This is a genomic window from Colwellia sp., assembly GCF_013215345.1.
GTDB lineage: Bacteria > Pseudomonadota > Gammaproteobacteria > Enterobacterales > Alteromonadaceae > Colwellia.
Genome location: NZ_JABSOV010000019.1, coordinates 15,545 through 41,003 on the forward strand (window position 1 = coordinate 15,545; position 25,459 = coordinate 41,003).

The 25,459-nt window shown below is 39.7% G+C and carries 21 protein-coding genes; 14 read left to right on the forward strand and 7 right to left on the reverse strand.

Annotated elements, in window-relative coordinates; all coding sequences use genetic code 11:
• Nucleotides 1-165 precede the first annotated feature (165 nt).
• The 4 genes from HRT50_RS04145 to HRT50_RS04160 all read left to right on the forward strand — a co-directional run bounded on the left by HRT50_RS04145 (nt 166) and on the right by HRT50_RS04160 (nt 2,466).
• Entirely contained in the window at nt 166-711 is a 546-nt protein-coding gene (locus tag HRT50_RS04145) for a manganese efflux pump MntP family protein (protein WP_291611634.1), read from the forward strand.
• A 211-nt stretch (nt 712-922) separates the two neighbouring features.
• Nucleotides 923-1,639 (forward strand): hypothetical protein, encoded by a 717-nt coding sequence (locus HRT50_RS04150; protein WP_291611636.1) that lies wholly within the window; start codon nt 923-925, stop codon nt 1,637-1,639.
• Between the two features lie 38 nt (nt 1,640-1,677).
• Nucleotides 1,678-2,055: a hypothetical protein gene (locus tag HRT50_RS04155; protein ID WP_291611638.1), complete on the forward strand. Its 378-nt coding sequence runs from the start codon at nt 1,678-1,680 to the stop codon at nt 2,053-2,055.
• 42 nt (nt 2,056-2,097) lie between these two features.
• Nucleotides 2,098-2,466, forward strand: a complete 369-nt coding sequence (locus HRT50_RS04160) for a VOC family protein (RefSeq protein ID WP_291611640.1) — start codon at nt 2,098-2,100, stop codon at nt 2,464-2,466.
• Between the two features lie 83 nt (nt 2,467-2,549).
• On the opposite strand, the gene HRT50_RS04165 is transcribed toward HRT50_RS04160, so the two are convergent.
• The 4 genes from HRT50_RS04165 to prmB form a co-directional block, all read right to left on the reverse strand.
• The gene (locus HRT50_RS04165; RefSeq protein WP_291611642.1) at nt 2,550-2,951 is read right to left on the reverse strand and encodes a rhodanese-like domain-containing protein; all 402 of its coding nucleotides are present in this window, start codon (nt 2,949-2,951) and stop codon (nt 2,550-2,552) included.
• A 259-nt stretch (nt 2,952-3,210) separates the two neighbouring features.
• Nucleotides 3,211-4,386 (reverse strand): MFS transporter, encoded by a 1,176-nt coding sequence (locus tag HRT50_RS04170; RefSeq protein WP_291611644.1) that lies wholly within the window; start codon nt 4,384-4,386, stop codon nt 3,211-3,213.
• 350 nt (nt 4,387-4,736) lie between these two features.
• Nucleotides 4,737-5,858: a chorismate synthase gene (gene aroC / locus HRT50_RS04175; protein WP_291611647.1), complete on the reverse strand. Its 1,122-nt coding sequence runs from the start codon at nt 5,856-5,858 to the stop codon at nt 4,737-4,739.
• Nucleotides 5,859-5,997: 139 nt separating this feature from the next.
• Nucleotides 5,998-6,939: a 50S ribosomal protein L3 N(5)-glutamine methyltransferase gene (prmB, locus tag HRT50_RS04180; RefSeq protein WP_291611695.1), complete on the reverse strand. Its 942-nt coding sequence runs from the start codon at nt 6,937-6,939 to the stop codon at nt 5,998-6,000.
• A gap of 190 nt (nt 6,940-7,129) precedes the next feature.
• Here prmB and smrB point away from each other — a divergent pair, with 190 nt between their 5' ends.
• Nucleotides 7,130-7,801, forward strand: a complete 672-nt coding sequence (gene smrB, locus HRT50_RS04185) for an endonuclease SmrB (RefSeq protein WP_291611649.1) — start codon at nt 7,130-7,132, stop codon at nt 7,799-7,801.
• Between the two features lie 173 nt (nt 7,802-7,974).
• On the opposite strand, the gene sixA is transcribed toward smrB, so the two are convergent.
• Nucleotides 7,975-8,487: a phosphohistidine phosphatase SixA gene (sixA, locus tag HRT50_RS04190; RefSeq protein WP_291611651.1), complete on the reverse strand. Its 513-nt coding sequence runs from the start codon at nt 8,485-8,487 to the stop codon at nt 7,975-7,977.
• A gap of 551 nt (nt 8,488-9,038) precedes the next feature.
• Here sixA and HRT50_RS04195 point away from each other — a divergent pair.
• Entirely contained in the window at nt 9,039-11,849 is a 2,811-nt protein-coding gene (locus HRT50_RS04195; RefSeq protein ID WP_291611653.1) for an insulinase family protein, read from the forward strand.
• A 151-nt stretch (nt 11,850-12,000) separates the two neighbouring features.
• On the opposite strand, the gene fadJ is transcribed toward HRT50_RS04195, so the two are convergent.
• A complete protein-coding gene (gene fadJ, locus HRT50_RS04200) occupies nt 12,001-14,352 on the reverse strand; it encodes a fatty acid oxidation complex subunit alpha FadJ (RefSeq protein ID WP_291611655.1) in 2,352 nt (783 codons plus the stop codon).
• Nucleotides 14,352-15,659 (reverse strand): acetyl-CoA C-acyltransferase FadI, encoded by a 1,308-nt coding sequence (fadI, locus tag HRT50_RS04205; RefSeq protein ID WP_291611657.1) that lies wholly within the window; start codon nt 15,657-15,659, stop codon nt 14,352-14,354. Before fadI ends, fadJ begins: the two co-directional genes overlap by 1 nt.
• Nucleotides 15,660-16,010: 351 nt before the next feature.
• Between fadI and HRT50_RS04210 the strand changes: the two genes are divergently transcribed.
• The 8 genes from HRT50_RS04210 to HRT50_RS04245 all read left to right on the forward strand — a co-directional run bounded on the left by HRT50_RS04210 (nt 16,011) and on the right by HRT50_RS04245 (nt 25,283).
• Nucleotides 16,011-17,015: a MoxR family ATPase gene (locus tag HRT50_RS04210; protein WP_291611659.1), complete on the forward strand. Its 1,005-nt coding sequence runs from the start codon at nt 16,011-16,013 to the stop codon at nt 17,013-17,015.
• Nucleotides 17,016-17,177: 162 nt separating this feature from the next.
• Nucleotides 17,178-18,296: a DUF58 domain-containing protein gene (locus HRT50_RS04215; RefSeq protein WP_291611661.1), complete on the forward strand. Its 1,119-nt coding sequence runs from the start codon at nt 17,178-17,180 to the stop codon at nt 18,294-18,296.
• Nucleotides 18,296-18,877 (forward strand): DUF4381 domain-containing protein, encoded by a 582-nt coding sequence (locus HRT50_RS04220; RefSeq protein ID WP_291611663.1) that lies wholly within the window; start codon nt 18,296-18,298, stop codon nt 18,875-18,877. The genes HRT50_RS04215 and HRT50_RS04220 overlap by 1 nt, the downstream gene beginning before the upstream one ends.
• The gene (locus tag HRT50_RS04225; protein ID WP_291611665.1) at nt 18,874-19,959 is read left to right on the forward strand and encodes a VWA domain-containing protein; all 1,086 of its coding nucleotides are present in this window, start codon (nt 18,874-18,876) and stop codon (nt 19,957-19,959) included. Before HRT50_RS04220 ends, HRT50_RS04225 begins: the two co-directional genes overlap by 4 nt.
• A 1-nt stretch (nt 19,960) precedes the next feature.
• Nucleotides 19,961-22,069, forward strand: coding sequence for a VWA domain-containing protein (locus HRT50_RS04230; protein ID WP_291611667.1), 2,109 nt, complete (start codon nt 19,961-19,963; stop codon nt 22,067-22,069).
• Nucleotides 22,063-23,877 (forward strand): BatD family protein, encoded by a 1,815-nt coding sequence (locus HRT50_RS04235; protein ID WP_291611669.1) that lies wholly within the window; start codon nt 22,063-22,065, stop codon nt 23,875-23,877. Before HRT50_RS04230 ends, HRT50_RS04235 begins: the two co-directional genes overlap by 7 nt.
• Before the next feature lie 184 nt (nt 23,878-24,061).
• Entirely contained in the window at nt 24,062-24,577 is a 516-nt protein-coding gene (locus tag HRT50_RS04240) for a sigma-70 family RNA polymerase sigma factor (RefSeq protein ID WP_291611671.1), read from the forward strand.
• Nucleotides 24,570-25,283, forward strand: coding sequence for a DUF3379 family protein (locus HRT50_RS04245; RefSeq protein WP_291611673.1), 714 nt, complete (start codon nt 24,570-24,572; stop codon nt 25,281-25,283). Before HRT50_RS04240 ends, HRT50_RS04245 begins: the two co-directional genes overlap by 8 nt.
• Nucleotides 25,284-25,459: the final 176 nt, after the last annotated feature.

Genomic DNA, 25,459 nt, shown 5'->3' on the forward strand with positions numbered 1-25,459 from the left:
TCAGCCAAAATACTTAACTTTGAATATAGCCTAAGTGCCGAGCTAGGTTATTGACTTGGTCAGGGGTATTAGAATCAAGGTATAGCCACACAAGCAGTAGTCAAAGATAAGTCCGTCATTGAATTAATTGACGACTTTGCAGTTTTTTGAATTAAGGTGTTTTCAATGATAGAAGTATTTATTTTAGCAATCGCATTAAGTATGGACGCTTTTGCCGTATCCATTGGCTTAGGTGCAACCAAACAACACTGTAAAGTCGCTCATTTAGGCATAATAGTTGCCCTTTATTTTGGCATATTTCAAGGCGTCATGCCGATAATTGGCTATCTGGGCGGTAAAGGCCTGTTAAGTTGGGCTGAGTCCTATACCCCCTGGATTGCCTTTTTATTGCTATTCCTGATAGGCGCGAAAATGATTTATGAATCGTTCTCAGAAGGCATAGAAGAAGATATCAGTAAAATCACCCATAGAGTTTTATTAATCCTTGCCATTGCTACCAGTGTTGACGCTATGGCAGCGGGCTTTAGCTTAACCCTTTTACCGGTAAACCCTTTCATTGCATGTCTTATTATTGGTGTGATTACCTTTTTTTTTAGTTGGCTTGGGGTATTAGTGGGTACTAAAGGAGGTACTTGGCTAGAGAGTAAAGCTGAACTCCTTGGCGGTATTACCTTGATTTTAATGTCAATAAAAATCCTGATAACCGCATAACTGAGTAAAATTCAGTACATAAGTAAGCTGATTTTTGGATAAGTATAAAGTCAGCTTAAAAAATATAGACATAGTGAATTGTTAATTGGACCGTTTATTATCGTCTGATAAATAACTTTTAACTCTGCTTGAAAAAGGCTACCTTGATACTTAGGTGAACATTTTTAAATACATTGAAAGTTTAAACTTGAGCTAAAAATAGGGATATATTGTGCTAGAAAACATTTCAGAAAATTCAAAAGCATTATTTTTACGTGATCTAATGCAAAGCTATGTCGGTCAACAAGGTTTAGGCTCTATGCCAAAAGCGGACCTTGATGCACTCATTATTCATTTATACCTTAAATATTCTGGCACACAAAAAGTCGATGTTTTTGCGCTATCGGAAACCTTTAAAATTAAAGAAAGCCGAGTAAAGTCTTTAGTGGAAACTGGCTGGATTAAGTTCTCAGGTAAAGATGAAGTAGAGGTTTGGTTAGATATCATTGCCTCTTTATCGCGAGTGTCTATCGAGCTTGAAAGCTTAGAAAAAGGTCAAGTTCGCTTTAAGTTAGAAAACCCAGCACATTTTCGCTATTTTCAAAAACAAGTACGTTTACTTGAAAGCACTGCCAGTTACTCCCCTTCCTCTGAACAAGTTGTCACCCAATTTGATGTCTTTAATAAGGTGATCAATCGTGTCTATCTATCGGTGCTTACAGATTCACAAGCGCAAGCCAATGATGCCATCAAGGCTATTTATAAAAGAATTCGTAATGACATTATTGGTCCCGAACGATTCGAAGCTTATCGTACTGGCGATAAACAAAAGTCCCCGCTAGGACAATCCATAAGTAAAGCCGCAGAATTAGCAGGCATAGCCTCGTTAGTGGTCAGTGTCTTTGGTAGTAATCCCGTAAGTGCAGCTGCGCTAACAGCAATTAAATAGTTTTAAAGTAGTACTTAAGGTATGAGTGAGTGACGGCTATGCAAAATAAATTTAGAGAAAATAAATACCTTAATGAGTCTGGCTCTAAAACCGGCTCTTGGTATATCAATCGTATCGATTATTTTCAGTTTCATGTTTATCCTAAAGCGAACCAGCATAAAGTATTATCATGTATTGTCGGTATTGGTGCTTTTATGCTGTCTTTCAAATTTATCACCTCAAGCCTAATCATATCGGCTGTGCTTTTATATGTTAGTTACGCAGCCTTATTAACCTTTATTTTATTAAGAACTAAAATTTGCCGCTATAAGGGCTACTTTCTCTATCCAAAACGGATAATTAAGTACTTTAGAGCCTTAGAAGTCATGGTTGATATAAATGACTTCGACTCTATTGCCACTATCAATAAAAAGTAAGGCCTGCACTGGTCTATAGTATTAGAAGTTAGGAGGTATGTTATGACACAGCGCGAAATGATTAACTACGTAGAGTTGCCAGCAAAAAACATCCCCGCTACAAAAGCGTTCTTTGAACAGGCCTTTGCTTGGTCTTTTGTTGATTATGGTGAAGAATATACCGCCTTTAGCAATTCAGGCATTGAAGGCGGCTTCTTTTTATCTGAATTAGTATCAAGTACTGCAAATGGGGCTTGTTTATTGGTGATACTTAGTGATGATTTAGAAATCACCGAGCAACGCGTTAAAAAAGCTGGAGGCATTATCAGCCAGGGTATTTTTTCTTTCCCTGGCGGGCGACGTTTTCATTTTACCGAGCCCAGTGGTAACGAATTAGCGGTTTGGTCACCCGTTAAAGCATATATTGCTTAGCCTCCTTTATAACTGAAAGCCACTTAGCTTCTTACTAGGAGTAGATAAAGTGGCTTTTTAGTTATCTAGTTTTTCTGTAAACGCTAGTTACCAGTATTAATAGGTAAGCCATTACTGGTCCATTCATTGAAATCACCCGTTAAATGATCTAGCTGAGCAAAGCCATTTTTTACTAATACTTGCTGAGCCACTTCGGCTCGTCTGCCTGAACGACAATAAATAACTATTTGGCTGCTTTTAGCGTCGGACAACTCTGCTAAGCGTGCTGCAAGTTCTTTATGAGGAATGTTTACTGCATTGGCTATATGTCCGGCTAAAAACTCTTCTACCGTTCTAACATCAAGTAATATCACTTGCTGCTCACTTTGCATAATTTGCTGTAATTGCGCTTGGCTAATATCTTTTGCTGTTACTTGTGCAGGAACTATTAATGCCAGAGCCAGTAACATCACAGCAACCGTTTTGCTCACAAATGAATTTTTCATTTAATTTCCTTCTTTTCTTATTAACTATGATTCTATTTAATATGACTTAAGTTATGCTTAAAATCATAAGTAATACCAGTTTCATTAATTAAGTGATCTATTTTATACGTAGGGAAAAAGACAAAATACAAGGCATTTATTTTAATAACTAGTTGTTCTAATTATTAAATAAATAACGAAGTAGTTGGTGATTTTAACAAGTAGAAATGATCACATAGTTAGTGAGATTGGTATAAGCAACACTATACTGAAAATGTACTTAGCTAAAGATCGAACTCGATTTTTTCTTACTGAATATCATAATGATAGCACCCAACAAAGCACTAAGCCCAGCCATAACAAAAGTATTACTCGTCCCTAAGCCATCTAACCATAATATCCCGGTAACATAAGCGCCCACTGCGCCGCCAATGCCATAAACACCACCTAAATAAAAGCCTTGCCCCCGGCTTTGTTGTGTTTTGCTAAAGTGCGTCGAAATAAATTGCATGCTGGCACTGTGGTATATAGCAAAACTCGCCGCGTGACTTAATTGAATGATGCATAGCCATAATACTGAGTCAGCTACTTCGGGTATCAATATCCAGCGTACGCCCGTTATCGCTAAACTAAAGACCAGTAAACTGTTTAGAGTAAAACGTTTGAACAGTGATCCCATATAGATAAAAGCAACAACTTCAGCAACGACGCCAAGAGCTATAATTAAACCTATGGTTAAACCTGAATAGTGTAAGTCACGTAGGAATAAGGCGAAAAAACCATAATAAGGAGCAAAACTTACTTGCAGCAATAACCCAGCAATGAAAAAGCTGATAAAACGCCGATCTGTTAGTTTGGATAAAATGGCATCGTTCTCATTAAGCTTTTTCTTGGTAGAGCTTGCTTCCTTACCCGACGTTAGCATCAAGGTAGAGCAGAATAAGCCCACTAATATAACTACGCCAATATGGGTAAAGGTTTGATAACCAAACGCGCTCATCACTTCACCAGCAATTATTGCTAAAGCAATAAAACCAAGGCTGCCCCATAATCGCACCCGAGCATATATTTTATTACTGTGGCGTATTGAGTTGAGCGTGTGTACTTCTAATTGCGGTAATATCGCCGTCCAAAATAAAGTGAATAGCGCTAAAGAGAAAATAATTGGCCAGTAATGATTTACCCAAAAAAGCACACTGAAACTCAATATGGCTAAAAAGGCCCCAAGGCGAATGATGAGTAGTGGTTTGCCCGTTTTATCGGCGAGGATTGCCCACACACTCGGTGCAATAATTTTAGTTGCGGTAATGATGGCAAGAATTTCACCTACTTGGCGTGAGTTAAAGCCTTTACCGTCGAGAAATATTGCTAAAAAAGGTGAAATTAAACCAAGTAGCGCGAAATAAAAAAAGTAACTTGATGATAATCGTACAAACACCATATTAAGATGTGCCAAAAGTGAGAGCCTTATGATGAGTGATAATTAGGTTTTCAATATTTTATCAATTAGCTATCGATAAATGCTAGTTAATTATAATAATGTGTAGGTGTTTTGATAGGTACTTGTATTCAAAGCTAGTTGTATTAATAGGTAGTTGAAATAATGAGAACTAATAGATTCTTATATTACTAATAGATAGTTATCTCAATGAGTAATATAGGTACCTAGTTTATCAGTGCCTTACTTTTTTCAACACTAATACAAATAAGGCAGAGTCAATGCTATTACATTGACTCTGCCTTAAAGTTGCTACTGTGGTAAAGCTAACGCTTTTCAGTTAACTTTACGACTACACAGAATGCGCTTTATGCTTCAATGTTAGGTGTACTACATTGCACATCAGCATTTTGTCCGCGATGACGTAAAAAATGATCCATCAAGGTTAGTGCTAACATTGCTTCAGCAATGGGCACTGCACGAATTCCGACACAAGGATCATGGCGACCTTTAGTAATGATATCAGTCGCTTCGCCAGTTAAATCAACAGTCTTACCACTAACGCCAATACTTGACGTTGGTTTAAGTGCTAAATGCGCGATGATCTGCTGTCCTGAAGAAATCCCCCCAAGAATACCACCAGCATGATTGCTTGAAAAACCGTCTGGAGTAAGCTCATCTCTGTGCTCTGAGCCTTTTTGATTTACTACGGCGAAGCCATCACCTACTTCAACACCTTTTACCGCATTAATGCTCATTAAACCATGAGCAATATCAGCATCTAAGCGGTCAAAAATTGGCTCACCAAGACCAACTGGTACATTAGTAGCAACAACCGTCACTTTAGCGCCAATAGAGTCTTTCGCTTTGATGATTGCCCTAAGGTTCTCATCAAGCTGTTCCAGTTTAGTGTTATCAGGGAAGAAAAACGGATTTTCTTCCACGCTTTGCCAATCAACCGCATTAACATCAAACGGTGTGCCATTTGGGCCACCAGCAACAATATCACCAATTTGGGTAACACAAGCTTGAATGGTCATACCAAATTTTTCGGCTAAATATTTTTTTGCCACTGCGCCAGCAGCAACACGCATAGCGGTTTCTCGGGCAGAAGAGCGACCGCCACCACGATAATCACGTAAACCGTATTTTTGCCAATAGGTATAATCTGCGTGACCTGGACGGAAGCTTTGCGCGATATTGCCATAATCTTTTGAGCGTTGGTCGGTATTTTCAATCATTAAACCAATGGGCGTGCCAGTAGTTTTACCTTCAAATACGCCAGATAGAATTTTCACGACATCGGCTTCTCTACGCGCCGTGGTGTAACGCGAGGTACCTGGACGGCGTCTGTCTAAATCAATTTGTAAATCAGCTTCAGATAACTCAAGCCCTGGTGGGCAACCATCGATAATTGCGCCTAGACCTAAACCATGACTTTCGCCAAATGATGTCACTGTGAATAATTTTCCGAAGGTATTACCTGACATTTAACATTACCGCCTATTAATTTGTTTTAGAGTTTTGACTATTTCTCTAGCGTTTGTTCCAACTATTATATTATTTAATAAATAGTTTTTCAGTTTGGCATAGGGCTGCTTCATCGCTGCATTTACTACTGCCATATTGCTAATTGATGACAGCGGCAATAAATAATTCCGCATGTTTTTCTAACTGCGCTTTATTCAAAGTAAAGACACCGTGACCACCACGTTCAAAGCTTAACCAAGTAAAATCTACTTCTGGATAAAGTGCTTCAACATGATATTGTGAGTTACCAACTTCGCAAATAAGTATGCCATCATCATTGAGATGCAGGGCACTCTCGGCCAATATTACTCGCACAATATCTAAACCATCTTCACCACAGCCTAAGCCCATTTCTGGTTCATGGGTAAACTCCGCCGGCAGGCTATCAATATCTTCCTGGTCAACATAGGGCGGGTTCGTGACAATTAAATCATATTTTTGGCCAACAACCCCAGAGAAAACATCAGATTGAATTGGAATAACTTGTTCACTTAAACCATGATTTTCAATATTAAGTTGCGCTACATCTAAAGCATCAATGGATAAATCAACGGCATCGACTTCTGCTTCAGGAAAGTAACTAGCGCAGGCAATAGCAATACAACCACTACCAGTACACAAATCGAGTATTCTTTGTGGTGAATTTTGCTCACTAAAATAGGGAGCAAAGTGATTTTCAATCAATTCACCAATAGGCGAACGTGGCACTAAAACACGTTCATCCACGTAAAAAGGTAATCGTGCAAAATAAGCTAGATTAGTGATGTAAGCTACCGGTTGTTGTGTGTCAACACGTTGCTGAAAGAGTGTCAGAATGTTTTGCTTCTCTTGCTTGAGTAAGCGGCAGTTCATCACCTCGTCACTCATATCCTCAGACAAAGATAGGGAAAACATCACTAAGGTAAAGGCTTCACTTAAAGCATTGTCACTGCCGTGGCCATAAAAAAGCTCGGCTTGATTAAACAAGCTGGCTCCATAACGACAATAGTCCGCAATGGTATGTAGCTGCTCAGTGATGTCTTCGAAATCGGTATTACTCACATTATTTTCCTTATCTGCTATCCCTCCCGAAGTATCTTCATGGAGAATATATATTTGTGTCATACAGGGTTTTTTAACTCTTGTTAAAACTTGCTTTATTACCTGCGTTTGAGCGGTTATTTACTTTTGTATTGCTGGCTTATTACTTTACTATTAGTGTCTTGATAACGCTATATCAAGATTAATTGATATGTATTACACTGCGCGGATGAAAAACAAAGCCTTAACAACCAAACTCTCGACCATAAAAGCTCAGCTGCGTGCGAATAACGAAGCCAGTGTACAAAGAATCAATCATAAAAAAGCTGCTGAGCGAATTAAAGAGCCACAATGTGATGATGAGCAACTTTTTGCTGATGTTGTCAGTCAAGTTAAGCCGTTAATCAACGACAAAGTTAGGTTAATACAAAGTGGCCACAAGTCTAACACTTCCCAAAAAAATGACCAAGGGGATAACAAGGCAAATCAAGCCATTGCGCAATTTCATTTTTCCGATGAATTCGAGCCTAACCTGAACAAACAAGGCCCAATGAAATATGTGCGTGAGGGTGTTGATAGTTTTGAAGTGAAAAATCTGCGCCGTGGCCATTATAGGCCCGACTTAATTCTTGATTTACACGGCTTAGATCAGCACCAAGCTAAAAAAGAACTCGCCGCCCTGCTCTATGCTTGCCAAAAGGAACACGCCCAATGTATATGTATAGTTCATGGTATAGGCTCACATATTTTAAAAAATAAAGTACCACATTGGTTGGTACAACACCCTGATGTTATGGCTTTTCACCAAGCGCCTTTAGAATGGGGCGGCAATGGCGCTATATTGGCGTTAATCGAATTAAAAGATAAGTTTAATCGAGACTAATACCCACTTAAAATTGCTAGCTTTAGAAATGACCTAGCAAATATTCCCGTTATTAACTTAGCTGCAACGCTAAGTTAATAACGCAAGCCATCAAAGCTAATCCTGTAAAAGACTGCCTCACGCAGTTTTACCGCACCACATGGCTCTCATACCTAACAGCTGACAGTTAACAGTTAACAAAGATCGAGTGGCGACACCATAGAGAGCAACTGTCCTTGCATGATATCAATATCATAATCTATATGGGCAATACCTGCGGTGGCAAAAATAGGCGCATGCTCAAATTGGGTTAATTGCGCCACTAAATAGCTCACTAAAGGCATATGAGCAATAATTAATAGGCTCTCTTGCTTTAGCTCTGATTGCTGCTCAGTTAACGCTTGCTGATCACTGCACCAACCATCAATAAAGTCATGCACTTGCTTAGCGTCACCTGACGGGGTAATAAAATCCAGCGTAGTAATAGCCGTTTCCATCATTGAGCAAGCTATGCCACAAGTTTGTTGAGCTCTAACATAAGGGCTAACAAAGACTTGCTTTGGCTTAACTTTCATTTTTTGCAACCAGTTCGCCATCATTTTTGCTTCTAGCTCACCTTCTGTGGTCAACGCTCTTTGACTGTCATCACGACTGCCCTGCTCAACAAAATTTTGAGCTTCACCATGACGCATTATAAAAAGTTGCATTAATTTTCTCGCCTTACTTCGTAGATTACTTGGCAAATAATGTTCGTGACTAAATTAAATTTTTAGCTTTTTTTACAAGTTTTATCAGCTAAAGTATTGAGTCTGAGTTATTTTTGCGGCTATAGTAATAGAAATGAACTCGTTTTAGTAACAACAGTTAAGAATAAATAGGTTTTTTTTATTCCTTGAATACCAATCTGTATAAGAAAGTGTTCTCTTAGCGAGAGTTTAAAGGCTTATTAGGCAAGGCTTTGACTGTAGATAATGGTTATTCCCTTATCAAAATCAATAACATAGCGTATAAACCTTTAAAACTCGCCCTTGGGAATGCATGGACACCATGATAACTTAGCAAAATGAGTGAAATATAGAATGACTATATCTTCACACATTTTGTTTGTTCTAATGTCGTTCATGTCATTCTAAGTGTTCACTTATTTATGCACAGTGGTATAAATAATTAAGGGATTGCATTATCTCCCTGTTAAATTCATAAACTATCCATATTCCCGTCATACGCTTTGCTGTTTAAAGTGTTCTTAGGAGCCTTAGTGTTGAAGCAAAGTCCCAATGATTTAAAACAATATCAAGCAATTACTCTAAACAATGGTTTACGGGTCTTGCTTATCCATAATGATGAAACCGCTAAATCGGCTGCTGCCTTAGCGGTAAATGTCGGTCATTTTAATGATCCAAAAGATAGACAAGGTTTAGCGCATTTTTTAGAGCATATGCTTTTTTTAGGCACAAAGAATTTTCCCGATGGCAGTGAGTATCAAAAATTTATTAGTCAGCATGGTGGCAACCATAATGCTTGGACGGGCACTGAACATACCTGTTTTTTCTTCGATATCACCGCGACACACTTCACCGCAGCACTAGAGCGTTTTAGCGAATTTTTCATCGCACCTTTATTAGCCGATGACTTTGTGGTTAAAGAGCGTGAAAATATTGATGCCGAATTTACCTTAAAGTTAAAAGATGACATCAGACGTTTATACGATGTGCATAAAGATACAGTTAACCCTAGACACCCTTTTTCGCAGTTTTCGGTGGGTAACCTTGATACCTTAGCCGATCGAGACGGACAAAATATTAGCCACGAAGTACAAGCATTTTTCCAGCAATATTATCGTGCTCAGTACATGACATTAGCACTTGAAGGGCCGCAAGACTTGAACGAGCTTAAAGACCTTGCTGAGCAACTTTTCGGTGAGATAAAAGCTGCTGATGCACCACTGGCTAAAATTGAACAGCCATTATATTTACCTAAGCAGCAAAAGATTAAAATAGATGTTTGTCCTGTTAAAAACGATCATCAACTTATTATCAGTTTTGCCATGGAAAGTATTGACCAATATTATCAAGACAAACCCGAGTCGATACTTGCTTATCTAATAGGTCATGAAGGTGAAGGCAGTGCTTTGTCGTTGCTTAAAAAACATCAGTGGGCGCTAGCATTAACTGCCGGCTCAGGTATCAATGGCTCGAACTTTAAAGACTTTAATATCAGCATTGCCTTAACAGAATTAGGTGAAACCCACCTTAATAAAGTGATCGACATAGTATTGGCTTATATTGCCTTGCTAAAAAATAATGAAATTGCTGAGTATTATTATCAAGAAAAACAAAAAATAACTAACTTAGCCTTTATCTACCATGAAAAAATGCGCCCACTAGACAGTGTTAGTCAACTCGTCATCAACATGCAGCATTACCCTGAAGACGATTATATTTTTGGTGATTATGTCATGTCTGGTATGTCACAAGAAAACATCAAAAAATTACTGTGCTATTTAAATGTCGATAATATGCGACTGATGCATGTTAGCCAGAAAAATAATTTTTCACAGCATAGCTTTTGGTACCAAGTGCCTTACCATGTCAGCCCTATATCTAAACAACAATTAGCTACTTGGCGAGATATAGAAGCGAGCAACGCCCCACATATTCAAGGTTTATACTTACCTAGTGCCAATCCTTACATTGTTAAGGCGCCAGCTATTTATCCCAGTGAGCAACACCTTGATACAGCGGCAGAAAAAGCAAATATTCCTGAAAAAATTGTCAACAAAAATGGTTTCGTCGCTTGGTATAAACAAGACAGAACCTTCAAAGTACCCAAAGGCTATTTATATATAGGTATCGACTCTCCTTTCGTAGTTGCTAGTATCGCCAATATTGCTATGACGCGTTTATTTGTCGATTTATATACAGATACCGTCATTGAAGAGAATTATGACGCAGAGTTAGCTGGTATTCATTATCATCTATACGCCCATCAAGGTGGCGTAACGCTGCAATTATCAGGCTATAGTGAAAATCAGCACTTGCTGTTAAACAAATTATTACAACGATTAAAAAGCCACCAAGTGACTGAGGCACATTTTAATTTATTGAAACAACAGCTGGTTAAACATTGGCAAAACAGTGATAAGAGTAAATCAATTTCACAGCTATTTGCTACCTTAAGTTCAGTAATGCAACCGAATAACCCTGCTAGTAAAGCACTGGGCCAGGCACTTAGTCAGGTGAGTTTCAGTCAATATCGAGACTTCAGTGTGCAACTGTTTGAGCAAGTAACGATAGAGGTGCTTATTCATGGCAATTGGCTAAATGCCCATGCACAACAATTATGCACGACCATTGAACAGGCTTTTCAAGGCAATGTTAATAAAAAGCATGCAATTGAATGCCCTGTAACTGATATCAAGGCAAAGCAAACACTACTGTTACCCATAGCCCTACCTGAACACGACCATGCAAGTGTCGTTTATACAGCCTTTGAGCATAAAGACGATAGTACTGTCGCATTGGCGATGATCACCAGCCATATTTTATCTCCGTTGTTTTTTCAACAAATGCGCACCGAAAAACAATATGGCTATTTAGTTGGGGTCGGTTATGTGCCTATCAATCGTTACCCAGGTATCGCTTTTTATATCCAATCACCCCATTGTGATGCGTTTACCTTAGCAAAAGCCATGGATGAATTTATCAGTGACAGCATTAACGTGCTCGATGATATTAGCAACGAGCAATGGCAGCATATACTGCATGGTTTATCGAGTCAATTACAAGAAAAAGATCACAATTTACGCATTAAAAGCCAACGTTTTTGGGCAGCAATTTGTAATAAAGATGAAGAGTTTCAACAAAAAGAAAATTTACTGCAGGCAGTGTTGGACTTAACGCTAGCGCAAGTTAAAAGCTTTGTTAAAACTAACTTAGTCAGTGCATGTCAGCCCGATAGGTTTGTTCTTTATTCCCAAAGCGACTCACTGCAACAAAAAAATAAACCTAAAGGTAAGATAATAACGGATATCGAAGCTTTTATTAAAGCCTGTCCGATCAAGTTTTAAAGGGCTCATAGCTCCTAAGAACAAGGTAGTAACAGCCAAATAAAAAAGGCTGTTGAGCGCGGTCGAACTATTAGGTTCAACAATACTCAACAGCCTTTACTTTTTTCTTCAGTTATAAACCTAAAGTAAGCGAAGCTTATTTAGCTTAACCTTAGCCGTAGTAGCTTTGATCATTTTCAGCCATAGTGACTAACGCCTGACATGGGCTATAACGTTCACCATGTTGCTCTGCCCACTGACTTAATTGCGCAACAACTGACTTAGCACCAATTTTATCAATATAGCGTAGCGGTCCACCTAAGAACGGTGGAAAGCCTATGCCGAAAATAGCGCCAATATCACCATCTCTGGCATTGCGTACTATGCCTTCATCAACACAGCGTGCTGCTTCATTTAGCATCATATAAGTACAACGTTTGCTAATTTCCGCCGCTGATAAACTGCCTGCTGGCTTAATGTTTAATAAGCCATAGATAGTTTCATCTACCTGCTTTTGTCCCGGCTTAATACCTTTAACGGTATTTTGTAAGGTTTGGGCGAAGGTTTGCTTTTGATATAAATAAAAGCCTTTCTTCACTTTTTTACCTAAACGACCATCGGCAAGTAATTTATCAAAGGCCGCAGGTGCAGCAAAACGATCACCTAAGTCGGCCTGTAAAATTGGCCCGATTTTAGCGCCAACATCAATACCCACTTCATCAAGCAACTGCATAGGTCCAACAGGGAAACCAAATTTTACTAAGGCTTTATCAATTTTATCAACCGGCTCACCATCAAGCAGTAAAATAGCGGCTTCGTTCATATAAGGCGCTAGAATACGGTTAACATAAAAACCGGCTTTATCTTTAACTACAATAGGCGTTTTACCTTGCTTTTTGGCAAATGCTACCGTGTTTGAGATAGTTTGATCTGAGGTTTTATCATGAGGAATTATTTCCACTAACGGCATTTTATCAACCGGTGAAAAGTAATGCAGACCGATAACATTTTCAGGACGCTTGGCCTTAGCGGCAATATTGCCTATCGGTAAGCTAGAAGTATTACTGGCAAAAATAGTTTTCTCATGACTGTGTTTTTCAACTTCAGCTACCATGTTTTGCTTTAAGGTTAAATCTTCAAAAACCGCTTCAACCACTATATCAAGGGCTTTAAAGCCAGTATAATCAACACTACCCGTGATCATGGCTAACTGTTTTTGCATTTCACTGTTAAGTAAAAAACGACGTTTAACTTTTTTATTTAATAATTGATAGCTGTATTTTAATGCTTGGCTAATACCCTTGTGGTTAATATCTTTAACGCGCACAGGTACATTCGCTTTAGTCGCGGTGACAAAAGCAATACCACCACCCATTAAACCACCACCGAGCACACCCACTTTGTTCATTTTCTCTGCCATAACATCAGCAACGCCCTGCTCTTTTTTCATTGCTGTGGTAGCAAAAAACAACTGGCGTAGTTGCGCAGATTCATCGCTCATTACCAAATCGGCAAAATGCTCTGCTTCTAATTTATAACCACTTTCAGCGGAATTTTCGATACCGGTACGAATACAGTCAATAATTTTAATCGGTGCAGGATAATTGCCTTGGGTTTTGGCAAGTACCGTTTTTTGTGCTTGTTGATAAACAATATTACGGCCAACGCTATTATTCTCTAACAATTTCTCCATTAAGCCTTGTTTACGCTTAACACTCTTTTTACCGCGTTGATGTATTGATATAGCCAGTTGCTCAGCAACGTGCAGTAAAACACTACCTGGCACAACATCGTCAACTAAGCCCGATTTTAGCGCTTGTTTCGCACGTAATTGCTTACCGGTAAGCATCATATCTAAAGCTTTTTGTAAGCCAACTAACCTAGGTAAACGCTGCGTACCGCCGCTACCAGGTAACAAGCCTAATTGAACTTCAGGTAAACCCAAGGCTGTTTTGATATTATCGCTACAAACCCTAGCATGACACGCCATAGCAAGCTCTAAGCCGCCACCTAAACAGGTACCGTCAATAGCGGCAACAATAGGGATAGGAAATTGCTCTAGCAAAGCAAAGATACGTTGTCCTTGACGAGACAAGGCGACAACTTCTTCACGGCTTTGACAAGCGTCAAGCATATTAATATCAGCGCCGGCAACAAAAGAACCTTTTTTACCGCTACATAGCACGATACCGGTAATGGTTTTATCGGCTTTAATTTCAGCTAATACCGCATCAATTTGCTCTGCAAATTCTGTTTTCAGGGTATTTACACTTTCACCGATAACATCAATCACCAAATGGGCGATACCATTATCGTGACGTACTAAAGTAAAGGCACTTACCGTTGATTCTGCATCAGCAGCATTACTAGTCGCTTCAGTGACTGCACTACTGTCAACATGATCTGCGATAATCACGGCTTCTTTATTTACTTCAGTATTTACTTCGGTAATTTGTTCACTATTCTTTGCATCTGAACTTGAATCAGAGCTTGAATCTGAGTTTAAATTTGTCTTTTCAGTCATTAATCTGTCTCCACAATCATTGCTGCGCCTAAACCACCTGCAGCACAAGCTGTTGTCAAACCAACTCCACCACCACGGCGATTTAATTCATTAAGTGTTTGGGTAATAAGTCTAGCGCCTGTTGCTGCAAATGGATGACCATAAGCAAGCGAGCCGCCCATAACATTAAACTTATCCATATCAATATCACCAATGGCTTTATCACGGCCAAGGTGTTCTTTAGCAAATTTAGTACTGCCAAACATTTTCATATTAGCTAACGCTTGAGCGGCAAATGCTTCATGCATCTCAATTAAATCTAAGTCTGCTAAGTTCATACCTGCACGCGCCAAGGCGATTGGTGTAGCATAACTTGGTCCCATCAACATGTCTTGCCATACATCGATAGCTGAAAAACCAAAACTACGAATATAACCTAATGGTTTATAACCTAGTTCTTTAGCTCTTCCTTCACGCATTAATAAAATAGCGGCACCACCATCGGTTAACGGCGTACTTGTTGCTGCTGTCACTGTGCCATGTTTACGATCAAATACTGGCTTTAATTTAGCATAACTTTCTAGAACAGAGTTTTCTCGAATACAGTTATCTTTATCAATAAATTTTTTATAAGGCTCCACATGGGTAGCCATTACTTCACCGGTTAACTTACCTTCTTGCCAGCTTTTTGTCGCTAAGGTATGTGATCTATGTGCTAAAGCATCTTGATCTGCACGTGATATATTATAGGTTTTCGCCATTTGTTCAGCGGTTTGTCCCATTGAGATACCAGTAGAGTATTCTGCTACTGCAGGAGATACCGGTAACAAATCTTTCAAGCCAAGGCGGCTAAGCAATGAAAGTTTTTGTCCAAAACTTCTTGCTTTAGTCAAGTCCACTAATGTGCGAGCAAGCCTTTTAGAAACACCTATTGGCGCTACTGAAGAGGAATCGGCGCCACCAGCAATACCAACATCAACATGGCCAGCCATAATTGACTCAGCAACATTAACCGTTGATTGAAAACTTGTCGCACAGGCTCGAGATACACTATAAGCATCGGTTCTTACGTTCATACCGGTACCCAAAACAATTTCGCGGGCAATGTTTGGCGCTTCTGGCATTTGTACTACTTGACCAAATACCAGTTGGTCAATGATACCTGGATCAATGTCGTGTTTTTGCAATAATTCGTTAACAACGATTTTCCCCAAGTCAACTGCTGGTACACCATGAAAAGCCGTTGCCTGTTTAGCAAACGGAGTACGCAAGCCAGCAACAATTGCTATGCGCTCACCGGTCGAGGTTGTTAGTTTTCTTATTGTCATTTATTACTCCACATACACACTGTTGTAATGTTATTTTTAAATAAAACCCAAGAGGTCTGACCTCCTGAAACTCCCTTGATTTTAACTAACTAGCGAAAAAATTCAATCATTACCTGAAATCAACCAAGACAAATAAGCCTTTTTACACCTTGTTGATATTTATAGCCATTAAAATTTTGTTACGTATCACTTGTTTTCTTTCATAAAAACCTTATATAAAATACTAGCTTAATATATATTAATTTTTCCCTTAGTATAATGGCCAGACAAAAGATGTATTCCTAAGTGAATACTAAGCCAAATGATTACTAAGTTTCACTTTACTAAAGCAATATAAAAGAATTTATCCGTATGGCAATTGAACATTTTTCTACGTTAAAACAACATTTATCTTCACAAATCATTGGTCAAGAAGCGTTAGTTGAAAATTTGCTGATTGCCCTTCTGGCTAATGGCCACTTAATTGTTGAAGGTCCGCCAGGTTTGGCCAAAACTCGCGCCGTAAACGCCTTAGCGCAAGGATTAGAAGCTGACTTTCATCGTATTCAGTTTACGCCTGATTTATTACCAGCAGATTTAACTGGTACCGATATTTATCGTCCAGAAGATGGTACTTTTGTCTTTCAGCCCGGTCCTTTGTTTCAAAACTTAGTACTTGCCGATGAAATTAACCGTGCGCCAGCCAAAGTACAATCGGCTTTATTAGAAGCAATGGCAGAAGGTCAAATCACCGTTGGTCGTAAAACCTATGACTTACCTGATTTATTTTTAGTGATGGCAACACAAAACCCCATTGAGCAAGAAGGTACTTACCCGTTACCGGAAGCGCAATTAGATCGTTTCTTAATGCACATTGAAATTGGTTACCCCGACGCACAAGCCGAGCTAGAAATTCTTAAACTCAATCGTGGTGAAGCGTTAAAATCAAATGCTAATCACGGTAATGATTCATCAAGTGTTGAAGATACAGCGGAACAAGAAAAGAGCTTACGGGTATTAAGTCAAAGCGAAATATTTTCAGCGCGCGAACAAGTGCTAAATATACATATGGCGCCGGCTCTAGAGAACTATATAGTTGATTTAATTATCGCTACCCGTCAGCCTAAAAAATATGATGATAAGTTAAGTACTTGGTTAGCCTATGGCGCAAGTCCGCGTGCCACTATTGCCCTTGATCGTTGCTCACGCGCTCGTGCTTGGTTACATAATCGAGATTTTGTTAGCCCTGAAGATATTCAAGCTGTGCTGCACAATGTTCTAAGACATAGAATTATACTTAGCTATCAAGCGGAAGCTGAGGGAATTACCACCAATCAAGTACTTGACCATATTTTAACTTTAGTTGCAGTTGCTTAACTCCACTTTAAGCTCAGGTTGCTATTACTTCGTAACCTAAATAATCGCAGTTAATGTTAATTGTTGAACTTTAGCTGTTAAACCTTAACGCTTAATCCTAAAAGTTAAATATTAACTGTTAAGTCTTAACTTTTAAAAAACAGTATTAAATAGAGTTACCTTATGTGGTTCAATCGGCAAAAAAAATCTTCTGCAAATAATCCCAGTCAGGATTCTTATCAATCTTTACTGGCGAGTTTGTTTACTAACGGTATAGATTTATCTATGCAGGAGCTATTACAGTATCAAAGTAAAAGTCGCTTGATTGACTTGGTGGGTAAAAAAAATATTCACGGTAAACAAGCGGGTAATTACTTGTCGCGCAGTAAAGGCCGCGGCATGGAGTTTGACGAAGTACGTCATTACCAAATCGGTGATGACGTTCGTGCCATTGACTGGCGCGTGACGGCACGAACAGGCAAAACCCACACTAAACTTTTTCGTGAAGAAATTGAAAGACCAGTACTGGTGGCCACAGATTTAAGCCAAAATATGCATTTTGGTAGCAAACTGCTGTTTAAATCGGTACAAGCTGCCCATTTAGCGGCACTCGTTGCTTGGCATGCAAAAAGTCGTGGTGATCGTATAGGTGGCTTAGTGTTTCGTGATGAACAGCATATTGAATTAAAGCCACGTAGTCGTAAAGCCGGTGTGCTGCATTATTTACATGCTTTAACCACTTTAAATAATCAAAATAAAGCAACGGCTGATGAAACTACGGCGAGTAAAGCAAGCGCTGCACATGACCTGAGCCAAGGCCAAAGTGAAGTCCAGAATCAAGCCGAGAATAAACTAGAAGGTACAAACGTTAATGAAAGCCAGAAAAATCATGACTTTGATCAACACTGTGCTCGATTACGCCACCTTGCTAAACCCGGCTCCCTGGTTTATTTGATCACCGATGGTTATGCGCTTCGAGATGAAAAAAATTGCCCTCATGCTTTACGACACCTGAGTCAAATTAGTCAGCATTGTGAATTAGTGGTGTGTTTAATTAGTGATCCCCTAGAGCAAGCGCTACCAGAGAGTACTATGAAACTAGCGGTAACGCTGACCGATGGCATTAATCGCCAACAATTAACCTTAGGTGATAGCAACACAGCAGAGCAATACCAGCAGCAGGCCCTTAAACAGGTTGAAGAAATGCAGTTGCTATTACAATCAACAGGAGCCCGGGTAGTTCACTTCAGCGCTGGCTCCTCCCTTGAGCAGCAACTAAAACACAGCGAGGTTGCTTTATAATGGCTATTGCCAACGATTCGACGCCAATGGGGCAACCTTCACCTAATCCGTCTTTACCGGGTCAAGCTTCACAATTACAATTGCACGATATTCATGTGCCAGAGCAAGTCACTAATTTGCCAATCGCACCGGGTTGGTGGTTATTGCTCGCGCTTATTCTTATCACTGCCTTTTGGTCTTTTAAAATATTTAAACAAAAGAAACGTTTAAATGCCAATAAAAATCAAGCACTCGCCGTTCTTGCCAGCAATCAAACACTGAGCGCAAAAGAATGTATTAGCTTATTAAAATGCACAGCTATGCAGTATTTCAGTCGCCAACAATTAGCGAAATTGTATGGTGATAATTTTCAAGGTTTTTTAATGCAGCAATTACCGCAAAAATACCAAGTAAACTTTATCGAGTTAAGCACGCCAGCTTTTCAAGGACAATATCAAGCGCAGCAAGAATCCAACGCAGATATTGACCTAGCTTGTCGACAAGCCACTAAATTATGGCTCACTTATGCACTGCCTATTGATAAAAATCAAGCGGCTAATAAAACTGAGCTGGTAAATAAAACCAAGGAATTAAGCGCATGATAAGTTTTGCTTGGCCCTGGTTATTTGCCCTACTGCCTCTGCCACTCGTTATCTATTTTTTACCCGCTAAAAAAAGTGCTAATCAACAAAGCGCACTGATCATGCCGACGCTCATTAATGTCTCAAGCAAAGCGGTGAGCGATCAGCAAAAAGGTAAAGCGCCATTAATCGTTTTATCAATCTGCTGGATATTACTGATTATGGCGATTAGTCGCCCACAATGGCTTGGTGAAGCAATTGATATACCGAGCGAAGGCCGTGAAATGATGATTGCTGTTGATCTTTCCGGCAGTATGGAAATAGAGGACATGAGTCTTAATGGCCGTAATGTCAATCGTTTACAAATGCTTAAAGTCGTTCTGGGCGATTTTATCGAGCGCCGCGTTAGTGATCGCCTTGGTTTGATCTTATTTGCCGATGATGCCTATATGCAGACGCCGATGACCTTTGATAGAAAAACTGTCAAGCAAATGCTCGATGAAAGTGAACTTAACCTCGTAGGCAGAAAAACAGCCATTGGCGATGCCATCGCGCTTGCCGTTAAACGCTTTGATACCAAACAAGAGTCTAACAAAGTTTTATTATTATTAACCGATGGTCAAAATACCGCAGGAAAAATAACTCCAGAGCAAGCATTAGAATTAGCCATTGCTAAAGGGATCACTATTTACACTGTCGGTATTGGCGCCGATAGCATGTTGCAGCAATCACTTTGGGGTACCCAACGTATTAATCCTTCAAGTGATTTAGACGAGCAAAGCTTAGCCAATATCGCTAATGAAACCGGCGGGCAATATTTTCGTGCCCGTGATAGTCAAGGCATGAGTGAAATATATAGTTTGTTAGATAAGCTAGAGCCTGTTGAACAAGATCAACAACAAATGCGGCCCTTAAGCGCTTTATACTATTGGCCGCTCGCCTTAGCTGCACTCGTGTGTTTTGTTTATTTACTCAGCTTACATTTTAGTTTTTTAATACCCCATTCTTTATTTTCTAGCTTTTTATTTACAGGTAAGCGCGCAAGTAAAAGCACAGGTAAAAATGATACTAAAGCAAAGTCCTACGCTGGGGGAGGTAAATAATATGTCTGCACAAGCAACTAACTTATTAACAGATGTAAGCCAATTAACTAGCGACTTTACCTTAAATAGCCTTAGCTTCGAAGCGATGGTCAATAACTTTCACTTTATTCGACCTTGGTGGTTATTCGCTTTTTTAGCGTTATTTTTAGTGTTATTTCTGCTGAAAAAAATTCGTTATTACCAATCCCCTTGGCAACACTTTTTACCTGCACATTTAGCTAATGCTTTATTGGAAAATTCACACAGCCAAGCAACTGCCGTGACCCCATCACAAAAACGTTATTGGTTAAAACCTGTAATTATCGGCAGCTGTATTATTTTCGCTTTAGCTGGGCCTGCTTGGCAAAAATTGCCGCAGCCGGTTTATCAACTAGAACGTGGCGCTGTGCTTATCATGGATATGTCTTACTCCATGTACGCCACAGATGTGAAACCCAATAGATTAACCCGCGCTCGCTATAAAGCTTTCGATTTACTAAAAGAAATCAACGAAGGGGATATTGGTTTAATCGCTTATGCCGGTGATGCATTTATTATTAGTCCATTAACCCAAGATATTAAAAACATCGAGTTATTGTTACCGTCACTGTCACCTGACATTATGCCGGTACATGGCGCCAATGCTTTAGCAGCATTAACCTTAGCCGACCAAACCCTGAAAAATGCTGGTCATATTAGTGGTGATATTTATTGGTTCACCGATGATATTGATAATGAAGAAATGTCAGATATATATGATTGGGCCAATGACAACAACCATAAAGTGAATATTTTAGGTGTTGGTAGTAAAAATGGCGCGCCAATAAAACTGAGCAGCGGTAAGTTACTCAAAGATCATAAAGGCGCTATCGTAATTCCCAAATTACCCAAAGCCCGATTGGCGGCGATTTCTCAGCGTAGCCAAGGGGTTTATCATACGATGACCAATGATGACGCGGATATCAAAGCACTTACGGCTCATTTAAGCACTAGCCTTGATGATAATATTAACTCACAAAATTCAAGCGAACAGCAAAATTCTGACAACAGTAAACAAGCATTGCTAGGTGACCAATACCAAGAGCAAGGTCCTTGGTTACTTATCATCATACTGCCACTGTTATTAAGCTACTTTCGCCGCGGCAGCAGTATTCTAGCCATTACCTGGCTTATGCCACTGACCTTAGTGTTTAGCTTAACAAGCTTCAGCCCGACCAGTTTTGCTGCTGAGGCCAAACTAAACCAAGAGCCGACAAGTTCAAGTGCTGAGACATCGACTAACACCAAAACAGAGACTAGCAGCAGTGGCGCAGGTCAGTTTTGGCGAGACTTATGGCAAACCTCCGATCAACAAGGGCAACAACATTACCAACAAAAAGACTATCAACAAGCCGCTGGACAATTTGTAGATAGTCAATGGCAAGGCAGTGCGCATTATAAAGCCGGTGACTATGAACAAGCACTACAAGCCTTTAAACAAAGTGATAACGCGCAAGCCTTTTATAACCAAGGGAATTCACTAGCCCAGTTGCAAAAAATTGATGAGGCCATTGACGCTTATAAAAAAGCACTAGCAAAAGACCCTAACTTAAATGACGCCAAAGATAACTTAGCTAAACTCGAAGCGCTGAAAAAGCAACAAGAACAGCAAGAACAACAGTCTCAAGATGGTCAGGACTCTGAACAGCAATCTGAGGGGGATCAACAAGAGCAGAAAGATAATCAAGAAAACCAGCAAAGTCAGGATGGTCAAAAACAATCTCAAGATCAGTCCCAAAGTGATGACCAACCAGATGACCAACAACAAAACAATCAACAAGGCAAAGAAGGCGAACAGCAAGATAAACAGTCTCAAGATGCCAAGCAGCAAGAGCAAAAAGAACAAGAAGCCCGAGAAGAGCAGGCTAAACAAGCTAAGGCCGAAGCCGATGAGCAGGACAAACCCGGCGATGAAAAATCGCTAGCGCAGCAAGCCAGCGATAACAAAGCACAAGAAACTGAACAAAAACATCAACAATTATTAAATAAGGTCACTGACGACCCTTATTTATTATTACGAAATAAAATGCGCCTAGAATATCAAAAGCGCCGACATGAGGGTTCGCCTCAAGGAGTAACTAAAAAGTGGTAATCAATTTTTCAAGGTATTTAACAGCTAAGCAGCCCTCTGCTATTTTACCGGGCCTAATGCTCGCGCTATTGCTTATGGCAACATTATTGTTAAGTAATAATGCTTACGCATTATCAAAAGTTACCGCCACCATTGATAAAAATCCCGCTATGATCAATGAATCGATATTATTAACGGTTATTGCTGATGACGATGTCGGTCGTAATGCTTTAGATACCAGTCCTTTACTTAACGACTTTATTGTCGGTCAAACATCGGTTAGCTCACAAACCAGTATGATCAATTTTAAAACCAGCCGTATAACCAAGTGGCAAATAATTTTAATTGCTCGTCGTGCAGGTCAATTTATTATCCCTGCCCTTAGTATTGAAAACCAGCAAAGTGAGCCCGTTGAGTTGACAGTTATCGCCGCTAATGATGCCCGTAACGACAAACAAACGGATATTTTTGTCACCAGTAAATTATCTAGCGATGAGGTTTATGTACAGCAGTTATTAACCTTATCAATAAAGCTACATTTTGCGGTTGATCTTAAAAGTGGCAACTTAACTGAGCCAAGTTTAACCGGTGCCACTATTGAGAAAATAGGCCAAGACAAACAGTCTGATAGCATTATCAACGGTAAGCGTTACCGGGTAATAGAGCAAAATTATGCCATTACTCCTGAGCAAAGTGGTGAATTTACTTTAACAGCACCGTTATTTTCCGGTGAAATATTACAAGCCTCTAAGCGCCGTTCGAGTTTCTTAAGCTTCGCTCAAACCAAACCGGTCAGTATTTTAGGTGATGAACTTAACTTAACTGTGTTACCTATACCTGCCAACTACCCAGCTAACACACCCTGGTTACCTACTGACATACTGACTCTGCATCAAGAATGGCAAACAGGTAATGACTCATTTACCGTTGGCGAGCCGATTACCCGCACCATTACCCTAACAGCCGCAGGGCTTTCCAAAGCACAACTGCCAAAGCTTGAAATGCAAAGTAGTCGTGGTATGAAGGTTTATCCTGATCAAGCTGAGCTTCATGCCAACCTCAGCAATGACCGCTTAGTCAGTCAAAAAATACAAAATTTTGCCTTAGTGCCAAGTTCGGCGGGAGACTTTCTCTTACCGGCTATGAGCATTACTTGGTTTAATACTATTACCAATAAAATAGAGCAAGCTAGCCTGCCAACACAAACTATTTCGGTACAAGCCGCTGAAGGCAGTCTGGTTGCCAATCAGTACAATGAGTTGAGTAGTAACCGCGATACTGAAAACATGGCCGATAGTTCGGCCATGAGCCCTAATGCGCTAGCTGGACAGACTCCTGCTGCCAATGTGGCCGCTAGTCAAGATAAGCGCTTACAATGGCTATTTCTTAGCTTATGGCTATTAACGAGCTTGGCATGGCTTATTCATATTATCTATTTGAAGAAAAACAATCAAAAAAATAACCAAGCTGGAACGAGTAATGTCAGCCATTTAAATACTTCTGCTAGCCACTACCTTGCACTGCTTGCAGCCTGTAAGAAAAACAATGCTGAACAAGCGTTAGCTTTGATCTTACCTTGGCTAAGACAATTACTCGCCAGTGACAGACCTGGACTAAAAATCAATAATGTTGCCCAGGCGCAAACGTATGTGCAAGAGCAAAGCTTTGCCACCGCATTGAATGATTTACAGCAGCACCTTTATGGTAAGAGCGCAATAAATGGTGCCCCTTCTTGGCAGGGACTGGCTTTACTGACCGCCATTCAAACTGTACAAAAACAGCAGAGTGCTACAGGCAATAACAAGCAAGTATTTGCGCTTAATCCCTAAATTTACACCTATAAAAAAGCTATAATAAATACCTTTAACACTTACTTGTTAAAGTTCTGCATTAACTATAATTTATCCAGTGAGCTATTAAATTTTCCTTAGCTCACTTGATATTTATTAACTTCATTGTTAAATAATTACTCACCCTTGAAATAAACTTACCTCTGCTAGGGTCTATAACCATATGATGACAAAACAAGTTAGATATGAGGCGCTGGTAAAGGCGCTACACGGTGATTTATATCGCTATGCCTATTGGCTCTGCCACGAAAAACAAGTGGCTGAAGATTTGGTGCAAGAAACCTTTTTACGTGCTTGGCGAGCCCTTGACTCGTTAAAAGATGAAAAAGCCGCCAAGTCGTGGTTGATCACTATATTACGACGAGAAAATGCCCGACGTTTCGAGCGAAAGCGTTTTGACATGAGTGAGTATGAAGAGGCAAACATAACCGATACTAAATCAGTGACGACAGAGCAAGAGCTTGAAAACCACTGGTTAAGAGAAAAAATAGCACAACTGCCACCAGAATATTCTGAACCGTTAATTTTGCAAGTATTAGGTGGTTTTAGCGGTGAAGATATTGCCACCATGTTAGATCTAAATAAGAACACTGTGATGACACGTTTATTTAGAGCCAGAAACCAATTAAAAGAAGCTTTAGAAGCTGAGCCAGTCAAGCGAGGTATATACAATGGATGATTTGCAATTTAGACGCGCTATATATGCCGATCCCAATAATCAAGATGCTGACACTATCGCAGCGCAGCAAAACGATGCCAGTAAAAGACAATTTGCCCAAGATATTTGTCAATTAGATGAAAAAATCATGCGGGCATTACAAGTACCTGTGCCTGAGGGTTTGTCCGAGAAACTGATCTTACGTCAAACCCTAGCAAGCCATCAGGTACAAAAACGCAAAACCCGTGTGCATCTAGCGCTAGCGGCATCTGTTGCCATTGTTGGTGGCTTAATGCTTAATTTTATGCAGTTTTCTAGTGCTTATACTAATTTAGGCGACTATGCCCTCGCCCATGTTTATCACGAGCAAGGTAGCTTTGCTAACAATGCCACTAACCAAGTGAGCTTAACATCCTTAAACCAAAAAATGGCCACCTTTGATGGTAACTTCAGCCGAACATTGGGTAAGTTGATATTTGCTGATTACTGCCGATTTGATGGCATGAAAAGTTTGCATTTGGTTTACCAAGGTAAAACCAGTCCAGTTACTGTCTTTATTGTCCCTAAAAATGAACAATTAAGCTTTAGCGCTGACTTTAATGACAAAAAACTGTTTGGCAGCTCACTTGAGTTTAATCACAGTAATATTATTGTCGTTGCCGATAAAAATGAGTCGTTAGGACAGTGGCAACAAAATATTAGTGAAACAGTGTCTTGGTCTATTTAAGTTAATAACTGAAAGCAAGTATTCACCTAGGTAGCCGCAGCCTTTACTTAAAAAATCGCCCCAAAAGCATTGACTAAAAAAAAGCCCTGACAGAGTCTGTCAGGGCTTTTATGTTTATATTGCCTGGTCCTCAAATATGTTTAAACATTGAGGACTTATGATCAACGACACCAATA

Coding starts and splice junctions, on each gene's coding strand:
- HRT50_RS04225 (WP_291611665.1), top strand. CDS start 18,874: ATGATAAGTTTTGCTTGGCCCTGGTTATTTGCCCTACTGCCTCTGCCA.
- HRT50_RS04165 (WP_291611642.1), bottom strand. CDS start 2,951: ATGAAAAATTCATTTGTGAGCAAAACGGTTGCTGTGATGTTACTGGCT.
- HRT50_RS04230 (WP_291611667.1), top strand. CDS start 19,961: ATGTCTGCACAAGCAACTAACTTATTAACAGATGTAAGCCAATTAACT.
- HRT50_RS04240 (WP_291611671.1), top strand. CDS start 24,062: ATGATGACAAAACAAGTTAGATATGAGGCGCTGGTAAAGGCGCTACAC.
- aroC (WP_291611647.1), bottom strand. CDS start 5,858: ATGTCAGGTAATACCTTCGGAAAATTATTCACAGTGACATCATTTGGC.
- smrB (WP_291611649.1), top strand. CDS start 7,130: ATGTATTACACTGCGCGGATGAAAAACAAAGCCTTAACAACCAAACTC.
- HRT50_RS04155 (WP_291611638.1), top strand. CDS start 1,678: ATGCAAAATAAATTTAGAGAAAATAAATACCTTAATGAGTCTGGCTCT.
- HRT50_RS04215 (WP_291611661.1), top strand. CDS start 17,178: ATGTGGTTCAATCGGCAAAAAAAATCTTCTGCAAATAATCCCAGTCAG.
- HRT50_RS04220 (WP_291611663.1), top strand. CDS start 18,296: ATGGCTATTGCCAACGATTCGACGCCAATGGGGCAACCTTCACCTAAT.
- HRT50_RS04210 (WP_291611659.1), top strand. CDS start 16,011: ATGGCAATTGAACATTTTTCTACGTTAAAACAACATTTATCTTCACAA.
- HRT50_RS04160 (WP_291611640.1), top strand. CDS start 2,098: ATGACACAGCGCGAAATGATTAACTACGTAGAGTTGCCAGCAAAAAAC.
- sixA (WP_291611651.1), bottom strand. CDS start 8,487: ATGCAACTTTTTATAATGCGTCATGGTGAAGCTCAAAATTTTGTTGAG.
- fadI (WP_291611657.1), bottom strand. CDS start 15,659: ATGACAATAAGAAAACTAACAACCTCGACCGGTGAGCGCATAGCAATT.
- HRT50_RS04245 (WP_291611673.1), top strand. CDS start 24,570: ATGGATGATTTGCAATTTAGACGCGCTATATATGCCGATCCCAATAAT.
- fadJ (WP_291611655.1), bottom strand. CDS start 14,352: ATGACTGAAAAGACAAATTTAAACTCAGATTCAAGCTCTGATTCAAGT.
- HRT50_RS04145 (WP_291611634.1), top strand. CDS start 166: ATGATAGAAGTATTTATTTTAGCAATCGCATTAAGTATGGACGCTTTT.